This is a genomic window from Pseudomonas sp. WS 5532 (assembly GCF_012985445.1).
GTDB classification, from domain to species: Bacteria; Pseudomonadota; Gammaproteobacteria; order Pseudomonadales; family Pseudomonadaceae; genus Aquipseudomonas; species Aquipseudomonas edaphica.
On sequence record NZ_JAAQWK010000027.1, the window covers coordinates 64,428 to 72,407 of the forward strand.

Here is a 7,980-nt window from a genome sequence, read left to right on the forward strand (position 1 = left end):
ACAACAACCATATGAAATTTATGGTGATTTTTAGGGTCGTTGGCGACCAGCGAATGCCTTCGTTCGGAAACACGAATATTTCTAATTGTGTCGTTCGGGATGCCGACTGAAACGCTGGCGATTTGGCGGTGGTTTATTGGCTTTGTATTACAAAGTATCCCCGCACCACCTTGATACATCGGCATGACGTTCTGGCGTGTCGGCGACACAGACCGGATACACGCCTGGCTTTAACTCTGTTCACCAGCTGGCGCAGGCGGTCACCCACCGCCACACGCGCCCTGGCCACACTCAGTCAAGCCAGGAGATACACCGATGAAGCGACCCTACGCGGCCCTTGCGGCCACTTTCGCCCTGTCCCTCAGCGCCTTTGCGGCGATGGCCCATGCCGACGACGCCAAGCCCCAGGAAAAATGCTTCGGCGTCGCCCTCGCCGGTGCCAACGACTGCGCTGCCGGTAAAGGCACCTCGTGCGCCGGTACCGCCACCGCCGATTACCAGGGCAACGCCTGGGTATTGGTCGACAAGGGCACCTGCACCCAGATCAAGACGCCCAAAGGCTTCGGCAGCCTGACGGAACAGCCGTGATCCAGCGCCTGTTGCCCCAAGCGCTGCTGTTGCTGGTGGCCCGGCTGGGCATCGCAGCGGTGTTCTTCCTGTCGGGACGCACCAAGGTCAGCGGATTTATGAGCCTCAAACCGTCGACCTACACCTTGTTCCGTTCGGAATACGCCTTGCCGCTGATCCCGTCGGACTGGGCCGCGCACCTGGCGACCTACGCCGAACACCTGTTTCCGCTGTTGCTGCTAGTGGGCCTGCTGACGCGCCCGGCGGCCGCCGCGCTGCTGGGCATGACCCTGGTGATCGAGGTGTTCGTATACCCCGAGGCCTGGCCGACGCACCTGACCTGGGCGGGCCTGTTGCTGCCGCTGCTGGCCTATGGCGGCGGGGCGTGGTCGCTGGATCGCCGGCTGTTCGGCAAACCTTAACAACCCTGATGGAGATACCCGATGCGCATGCTTTCTTCTTTGGCCATGGCCATGGCCCTGACTGTCCCCGTGCTGGCCCAGGCGGCCGATACACCGCAGCCCGGCACCGGCAAAAGTGTGGTGATCGTGCCCGGCTCGTTTGTCGACGGTTCCGGCTGGCGTGTGGTGCACGACATCCTGATTCACAAGGGCTACAAGGTCACCGTGGTGCACCAGGGCCACGAAAACCTCGCGGCGGATGTGGCCGAGGCACGTGAAGTGCTGGAGCAACAAGTCGGCCCCGTGGTGTTGGTGGGCCACAGTTCCGGTGGCGCGGTGATCTCGATTGCCGGCGACCGCGACAAGGTCAAGTCGATGGTCTACGTCTCGGCGCTGCAGCCGGAAGTGGGCGAGAACATGGCCCAGTTGATCGGCTCGATGCCGGCGCCCAGCGATGACATCAAGCAGAGCCGCGACGGCCACCTGTTCTTTGATCGCAGCAAATACAACGCCGATTTTGCCGCCGACCTGACCCCCAACCGCACCGACTTCATGGCCGCCTCCCAAGTGCCGGCTACCACCGCCTTGTTCGGCGGCACCGTGTGGGCGGCGGCGTGGCACAAAAAGCCGACGTATGCCGTGGTGTCCACCGAAGACCGTGCGCTGAGCCCCGCGCTGCAACGCTGGATGTACCAGCGCGCCGGTTCCAAGGTCACCGAAATCAAGGCTAGCCACTTGGTGTACATCTCCCAGCCTGAGGCTGTGGCGAAGGTCATCGAAGACGCGGCTTCCGTTATCAAATAATCCCTCTCACCCCACACAAGACCTCAAAAGGAAATAACCATGAACACTGCACTTAAATCCCGTCTGAGCCTCGCCGCCGCCGCCGCCCTGATTGCCATGGCGTCGGCGTCATTCGCCAGTGCCGCCAGCGCCGCCGATCAGCAGGAAAAGCCCGGCCGATGCTACGGCGTCAACAGTTGCAAGGGCGAAAGCCTGTGCGCCACCGCCAAGCACGACTGCAAGGGCCTCAACAGTTGCAAGGGCGAGGGCGTGATCGTCAAGACGCCGTCTGAATGCCTAAAGGCCGGTGGCACGTTGACTGAGCCGAAATAACGCCTTCCTGTGGCGAGCAAGCTTGGTTGTGCAGCGCCTCCAGAAACGGGCGACTGCTGCGCAGCCGAGCGGGAGCAAGCTCCCTCGCCACAGTTTTTGCTGGAGTACCGATGATGCCGACATTTAACCCGCGCTTTTCCGGCTATGGCCTGGGGCTGCGCAAGGAGCATTACTGCGACTTCCTGGAAACCTTGGTGCCCGTGGATTTTGTCGAAGTGATTTCTGAGAATTTTATGGTCGCAGGTGGGCAACCACGGCACATCCTGCGCCAGATTCGCGAGCGTTACCCGGTGGCGCTGCACGGGGTGTCGATGTCGATCGGCACGGCCGAAGGGCTGGACCCGGAGTACCTGCGGCGTCTCAAAGCGCTGGTGGATGAGGTGGAGCCGCTGTTTGTCTCCGACCACCTGAGTTGGTCGCGCAGCGGGGGGTTCAATGCCCACGATTTGTTGCCGGTGCCCTATACGGACGAGGCTCTGGACCGCGTTTGCGCCAATATCCACCAGGCCCAGGAGGTGTTGGGCCGCACGCTGCTGGTGGAAAACCCGTCCAGCTACCTGGCGTTTGACGGTGCCAGCATGAGCGAATGCGCATTTATCGCCGCCATGGCCGAGCGCACGGGGTGCGAGTTGCTACTGGACGTCAATAATGTGTTTGTCAGTGCCAGCAATCATGGCTTTGATGCCCTGGCCTTTCTCGAAGGCATTCCCGCTGAGCGCGTGCGCCAGATTCACTTGGCCGGCCATAGCCAGGGCCGTGAGCTGTTGATCGACAGCCACGACAGCCCGGTGTGCGCCGGGGTTTGGGATTTGTATGCCAAGGCCATAGCGCTAATCGGGCCGGTGGCCACGATGATTGAGCGCGATGATGCCATCCCGCCGCTGGCCGAATTGCTTGAGGAGCTGTCAATGGCGCGGGCTTTGGGGCTGGCGCAATGAAACTGGCGCAGTGGCAGCAGGCATTTCACACGTGGCTGGTGAGTGCGTCGGATGATTCGGCCCGACTGTTGGGCGACCGGCACGCAGGCCTGGCGGTGTACCAGAACAACTATCGCGCGCAGCTGGTGGGTTGCCTGGAACAGGCGTTTCCGATTGTGCGACGTTGGCTGGGCGAGGAGGCGTTTCTGGCGGCCAGCATTACCCATATCGACCAGCAACCCCCGCATGCCTGGACCCTGGATGCGTATCCCGAAGGGTTTTACGCGACCTTGAAGACCGTATTGCCGAATAACCCGGATGTGCATGAACTGGCCTGGATCGAGTCGGCGCTGAATGAGGCGTTTGTCGCCGCCGATGCGACGCCCTTGCCGTTGCAAGCCCTGGCCGAGCTGGATTGGGACAGCGCCGTTTTGCGCCTGACGCCGTCGTTGCGCTGCCATGGGCTGACTACCAATGCTGAGGCTATCTGGTCGGCACTGTGGCAAGACGCGCTTGCGCCGCAGGCAATGATGCTGGAACAGGCAGGTGGATTGTTAGTGTGGCGGCGTCAGTACACCTCACGTTTACGTCAGGTCAGTGCGTTGGAGCTTGAGGCCGTGTTGCACCTGCAGGCCGACGGCAGCTTTGCCGGGCTGTGCGAGTTTCTGGTGGCGCGCCTGGGTGAAGAGGCGGGAGTGGCCCAGGCCGGTGAATACCTGGCCGGGTGGTTAGGCAGTGAGTTGATCGTTGACCCTGTGGCGAGCGGGCTTGCCCCGCGTTGGAGTGCGAAGCACTCCCAGTGAAGCCACCTCGGGTATTCCTGACGGACCTGGTCAGCCAGGTTTTGGGGCCGCTTCGCAGCCCAACGCGGGGCAAGCCCGCTCGCCATAACAAGCCAGTTCTCCACTACAGCCCCGTTCGCAGCGAAGGTCTGGATAGTCTTAGCCATCCAAACATGAAAATTCGGACAGCCAGGCAATCGGCCACTGAAAAAAATTCGCGCAACCCTTAATCTAAGGGCCTTTGTCACCTGTGCGGATTGTTCATGTCTTCTGTTGCCGATGGGCTGCCTTCCAATAAACGCTTGCCGGCGGTGATCGCCTTGTCTTTGGGCATTGGCATGGCAACCCTGGACACCGCCATCGTCAATACGGCGCTGCCGACGCTGGCACAAGGTATCGGCACTGATTCGGCCTCGGTGATCTGGGTGGTGAACGCCTACCAGTTGGCGATTATCGCCACGGTGCTGCCGTTCGCGTCGCTCAGTGATGTGCTCGGCCACCGGCGCGTGTACCTCGGCGGCTTGCTGCTGTTTATTGTCTCGTCGCTGTTTTGCGGGTTGGCCGGTTCTTTGCTCACCCTGACTGCCGCGCGGGTGGCCCAAGGGCTCGGGGCGGCGGCGGTGATGAGTGTCAACACGGCGTTGTTGCGGCATATCTACCCGTCAAAAATGCTCGGGCGCGGCCTGGGCTATAACTCGCTGGTGGTGGGGTTGGCCTTCACGCTGGGGCCGACCGCCGCGTCGGCGATTCTGTCGGTGGCGAGCTGGCATTGGCTGTACCTGATCAACGTGCCGCTGGGGCTGCTGGCCCTGGGGCTGGGCCTGCGGTCATTGCCGACACTGCCGTTGACCGGTCACGCGTTCGATCGGTTTTCGGCGCTGTTGTGTGCTGGTCTGTTCGCGCTGTTGGTGCTGGGCCTGGGCACGGCGGTGCATGGCGCCGAAGGCACACTGACCCTCGGTTTGATTGTGCTGGCGATGGTGTGCGGCGCATTGCTGTTGCGCCGTGAAGCCGGCCACCCGGCGCCGATGCTGGCCGTGGACTTGTTCAAGCGCCCGGTGTTTGCGCTGTCTTCTCTCACGGCCATCTGTGCGTTCAGCGCCCAGGGCCTGGCCTTTGTATCGCTGCCGTTTCTGTTGCAGGCGGTGCTGGGGCACAGCCAGGTGGCAACCGGTTTTTTGATGACGCCGTGGCCTGCCGTGGTGGCGGTGATGGCCCTGGTGGCGGGGCGGCTGGCGGATCGTGTGTCGCTGGGCCTGTTGTGCGGCATCGGTTTGCTGATGCTCAGCGCGGGCATGGCGGCGTTGGCGACCTTGGGCAGCGGCGCCAGCGCCTTCGATATTGGCTGGCGCATGGCCTTGTGCGGCGCCGGTTTCGGTTTTTTCCAGTCACCCAACCTCAAGGCGATCATGACCAGCGCGCCGTTGGCCCGCAGCGGTGGGGCCAGTGGCATCGTCGCGATTTCACGTTTGCTGGGGCAAACGCTGGGGGCGTCGTTAGTGGCGTTCTGCTTTCACCTCTCCCTGGGCAGCGGCCCGCAATACGCGCTGTGGCTGGGCTGTGGGTTTGCGCTGGTGGGCAGTGTGGCCAGTGGGTTGCGCTTGTTGCCGTATAAACACAAGGTTTAGCCCTTGTAAAACACGCGGCGGCAACGCTAACGTGGCGGCCTGAATATTTCGGGATGTTTCAGATTTATGTCCAGCCTGGCTCTACGCACTGCTGATACCACCTCCCGACGTGCCGCACTGACCCTCGCGTTATGCCTGCCCAGTGATGTGTTGCTCTACTTGCTGCTGCCCATGGAATCCCAGGCCTTTGGCATCACCCTGGCCCAGGCCGGGGTATTGCTTGCAGCCAACCGCCTGGTGCGGATTTTCGGCTACCGCCATGTGTTGAATTTCTACGCCCGTAATGGCGACCGGCTGACCTGCATGATCGCCGCCGGTGCCGCCACGGTGTGCGCCTTGGGCAACTCGATGCTGTCAGGTTTTGCCGCTTTGTTGGGGCTGCGGCTGATCTGGGGCCTGTGTTTTGCCGCGCTGAACCTGTCGACCCAAGTGTTGGCCACCTCTGAGCCTGCGGGCGCGGCGCGCAGGGCAGGGCGCTCCAGGGCGGTGATCGCCCTCGGGCCGATGCTGGCGCTGCCGCTGGGGGGCTGGCTGACCCTGTGGGCCGGGCCGCGACCTATCTTCATGATTCTGGCCGGCTGCTGCCTGGCGGGCGTGTGGGTGGCACGTGGTTTGCCGACCGCCGGGCATGATTTGCACAGCACCGGGCGCCGCTTCAAGTGGCCGGACAGCGTGGCGGTGTGGTCGTTTATCGAAGGCGTGGCGCTGGACGGGCTGTTTATCTTTGGCCTGTCGATCCAGGCGCAGAAGATTCTTGGCGGCGATGCGGTACTGATCGCCGGCGGCCTGATGGCACTGCGCTATGCCTCGGAGATGCTCCTGAGCCCGCTGGGTGGGCGTGCGGCGCAGCGTTTTGGTGCCACCTCGATGCTGCTGTTGTTTTCGTTCTTGAGTGCCTTGGCGCTGACGGCATTTGGCAGTTATTGGGTGATCGTCGGCGCGGCCGCGGTACTGGTGCTGCGCGCCTTGCAATTGCCGTTGGTGACCACTTTGGTGGCTGAGCGCAACCCTGGTTCGATGCGCGTTTCGGCCCTGGCCTCCAACGCGGTGTGGCGCGATGTCGGCGCTGGCCTTGGGCCGCTGATGGCGGGGTTGCTGCTACCGGTGGCGTCGGCGCCGTGGGTGTTCGGTCTGGCAGGCGCGGCGATTGCCGTCAGCGCCGTGTTCTGCTGGCGCGCGAAGGTTTCCAACTGATTATGGTTTTTTGAAGCCTTCCAGCCAGGCGGGGTCGAAGCGGGTTTGTTCGGTGTCGATGCCCAGGGCCTGCATTTTCGCCCTATGCGCTTCCATCTCGCCGACCAGTTGCGCCTGGGCGCTGGAGTTGGCGTCCAGGTCATGCATCTGCGTCAGGCCCAAGTGGTAAAAACGCAGCACTTTGAGGGCAGTGGGGTCGTTGGCCTGTGCGCGGTCCTTGAGGGTGTGCATCACATTGGTCACGCGCATCAGGTTGCGCTTGAGCTGCCAGCCGTACACTGCAGGCGCCAGCCATGGTTGGGTCCAAAATGGGCCGCGCACCAGGGCGACGGTGATCAGCACCCCGGCGAATACGCCGCCGATGTTGAAACGCAAATTATCGCCGCCGGGTTCGCCGAACAGCATCACCGCCAGGGTTGATAGCAGCATGGCCAGGGCCATGAACAGCACGGCGATGATCAGCGTGCTGCGGCGGGTTTGTTGGCGGAAGGTTGCGGGGTCGCAGGGTTTGAGCTCGAACATCCGGGTCAGGTCTCAAGAAAGGCGGGGTGGCATCTTCGCATGCTTTGGGCAAACAAGTTGAACGATGGCTTGGGGTGGTTTCTCTAAATCCGTGTAGCCCTTTTGAGGTAAGCCATCATGTCTGAGTACAAGCAACCGCCGCCGGGTACACCTGACCCTGACCGTACGCCGGGAGAGGAGGAGCGTGACAACGATGCGTTGCGGCCCAATGACCCGGCCGAGCGTCAGGACGAAGATGATGTGGAGCGGGTTGAGGAAGACCTGGAAAACCTGCATGACAGGGCGCGCCCGCTATAGGTTCAGGAGGTGACTGTGAGTAATCATCCGAAAGGCCCGGGTTCGGGCGAGCATGCCAGCGGCGAGAATGAGTTGGGGTTTGATCCGGATTCGCCTGATGTGTCGGACCCGCAGGTTGATCCTGTTGGGCCGGCGATTGCGCCGTTGGATAAGGACAAGGAGCAGCGGAAAAAGGTGGATTATGATCCGTTGGGGGATCTTAAGAAACCTGGGTGATGTTGGCGCTTTTGGTGTACATATCCGTTGCTGCGGTAACGGCGGCTTATGGTTCCGCTCTTACAGCGGGTCACTTTTGGCAAACGCCCCAAAAGTAACCAAAAGGTCTTCGCCCCACCACTCGGCACCTCGCTAATGCTCGGTGTGCCCTCACTCCGGCTTGAATCCGTGGGCCGCCACGATGGGCCATCCTTGGCCCAGCGCGGCTAACCCGGCGTCCTGCCGGGTTACCCACGGATTCAAGCCTGCGTTCGGCCATCGTGGTTGACGGGGCGCCTCAGATCAAAAGCAAGATCAAAAGCAGAGCACGGCGGCCTGAAAGCCGACCTGAGTGGTTGAA

At 62.3% G+C, this 7,980-nt stretch carries 11 protein-coding genes; 10 read left to right on the forward strand and 1 reads right to left on the reverse strand.

Annotated features, from left to right (window positions below):
* Positions 1–315: 315 nt before the first annotated feature.
* The 8 genes from HBO23_RS30040 to HBO23_RS30075 all read left to right on the forward strand — a co-directional run bounded on the left by HBO23_RS30040 (position 316) and on the right by HBO23_RS30075 (position 6,605).
* Entirely contained in the window at positions 316–588 is a 273-nt protein-coding gene (locus HBO23_RS30040; protein WP_017137583.1) for a DUF2282 domain-containing protein, read from the forward strand.
* Positions 585–989 (forward strand): DoxX family protein, encoded by a 405-nt coding sequence (locus HBO23_RS30045; RefSeq protein WP_017137584.1) that lies wholly within the window; start codon positions 585–587, stop codon positions 987–989. Before HBO23_RS30040 ends, HBO23_RS30045 begins: the two co-directional genes overlap by 4 nt.
* A 21-nt stretch (positions 990–1,010) precedes the next feature.
* Positions 1,011–1,772 carry an alpha/beta hydrolase gene (locus HBO23_RS30050; protein ID WP_017137585.1) on the forward strand — a complete coding sequence of 254 codons (762 nt, stop codon included), beginning with the start codon at positions 1,011–1,013 and terminating at the stop codon, positions 1,770–1,772.
* A gap of 39 nt (positions 1,773–1,811) precedes the next feature.
* A complete protein-coding gene (locus tag HBO23_RS30055; protein WP_017137586.1) occupies positions 1,812–2,084 on the forward strand; it encodes a hypothetical protein in 273 nt (90 codons plus the stop codon).
* A 113-nt stretch (positions 2,085–2,197) separates the two neighbouring features.
* Complete coding sequence (locus HBO23_RS30060; RefSeq protein ID WP_170040719.1) at positions 2,198–3,022, forward strand: DUF692 domain-containing protein; 825 nt, start codon at positions 2,198–2,200, stop codon at positions 3,020–3,022.
* A complete protein-coding gene (locus HBO23_RS30065) occupies positions 3,019–3,804 on the forward strand; it encodes a DNA-binding domain-containing protein (RefSeq protein ID WP_170040712.1) in 786 nt (261 codons plus the stop codon). The genes HBO23_RS30060 and HBO23_RS30065 overlap by 4 nt, the downstream gene beginning before the upstream one ends.
* Before the next feature lie 242 nt (positions 3,805–4,046).
* Positions 4,047–5,411, forward strand: coding sequence for an MFS transporter (locus tag HBO23_RS30070; RefSeq protein WP_170040713.1), 1,365 nt, complete (start codon positions 4,047–4,049; stop codon positions 5,409–5,411).
* Between the two features lie 66 nt (positions 5,412–5,477).
* Positions 5,478–6,605 carry an MFS transporter gene (locus HBO23_RS30075; RefSeq protein ID WP_017137590.1) on the forward strand — a complete coding sequence of 376 codons (1,128 nt, stop codon included), beginning with the start codon at positions 5,478–5,480 and terminating at the stop codon, positions 6,603–6,605.
* Here HBO23_RS30075 and HBO23_RS30080 read toward each other — a convergent pair whose 3' ends face one another.
* Positions 6,606–7,127, reverse strand: coding sequence for a DUF3087 domain-containing protein (locus tag HBO23_RS30080; protein ID WP_099550508.1), 522 nt, complete (start codon positions 7,125–7,127; stop codon positions 6,606–6,608).
* A 117-nt stretch (positions 7,128–7,244) separates the two neighbouring features.
* Here HBO23_RS30080 and HBO23_RS30085 point away from each other — a divergent pair, with 117 nt between their 5' ends.
* Both HBO23_RS30085 and HBO23_RS30090 read left to right on the forward strand, forming a co-directional pair.
* Positions 7,245–7,424, forward strand: coding sequence for a hypothetical protein (locus tag HBO23_RS30085; RefSeq protein WP_099550507.1), 180 nt, complete (start codon positions 7,245–7,247; stop codon positions 7,422–7,424).
* Between the two features lie 15 nt (positions 7,425–7,439).
* Positions 7,440–7,640: a DUF6021 family protein gene (locus HBO23_RS30090; RefSeq protein ID WP_017137593.1), complete on the forward strand. Its 201-nt coding sequence runs from the start codon at positions 7,440–7,442 to the stop codon at positions 7,638–7,640.
* The last annotated feature ends 340 nt before the right edge of the window (positions 7,641–7,980 follow it).

What these genes read in the sequence shown, in the direction of transcription:
- HBO23_RS30040 (WP_017137583.1), top strand. Translation starts at nt 316, where the DNA reads ATGAAGCGACCCTACGCGGCCCTTGCGGCCACTTTCGCCCTGTCCCTC.
- HBO23_RS30050 (WP_017137585.1), top strand. Translation starts at nt 1,011, where the DNA reads ATGCGCATGCTTTCTTCTTTGGCCATGGCCATGGCCCTGACTGTCCCC.
- HBO23_RS30055 (WP_017137586.1), top strand. Translation starts at nt 1,812, where the DNA reads ATGAACACTGCACTTAAATCCCGTCTGAGCCTCGCCGCCGCCGCCGCC.
- HBO23_RS30060 (WP_170040719.1), top strand. Translation starts at nt 2,198, where the DNA reads ATGCCGACATTTAACCCGCGCTTTTCCGGCTATGGCCTGGGGCTGCGC.
- HBO23_RS30065 (WP_170040712.1), top strand. Translation starts at nt 3,019, where the DNA reads ATGAAACTGGCGCAGTGGCAGCAGGCATTTCACACGTGGCTGGTGAGT.
- HBO23_RS30070 (WP_170040713.1), top strand. Translation starts at nt 4,047, where the DNA reads ATGTCTTCTGTTGCCGATGGGCTGCCTTCCAATAAACGCTTGCCGGCG.
- HBO23_RS30075 (WP_017137590.1), top strand. Translation starts at nt 5,478, where the DNA reads ATGTCCAGCCTGGCTCTACGCACTGCTGATACCACCTCCCGACGTGCC.
- HBO23_RS30080 (WP_099550508.1), bottom strand. Translation starts at nt 7,127, where the DNA reads ATGTTCGAGCTCAAACCCTGCGACCCCGCAACCTTCCGCCAACAAACC.
- HBO23_RS30085 (WP_099550507.1), top strand. Translation starts at nt 7,245, where the DNA reads ATGTCTGAGTACAAGCAACCGCCGCCGGGTACACCTGACCCTGACCGT.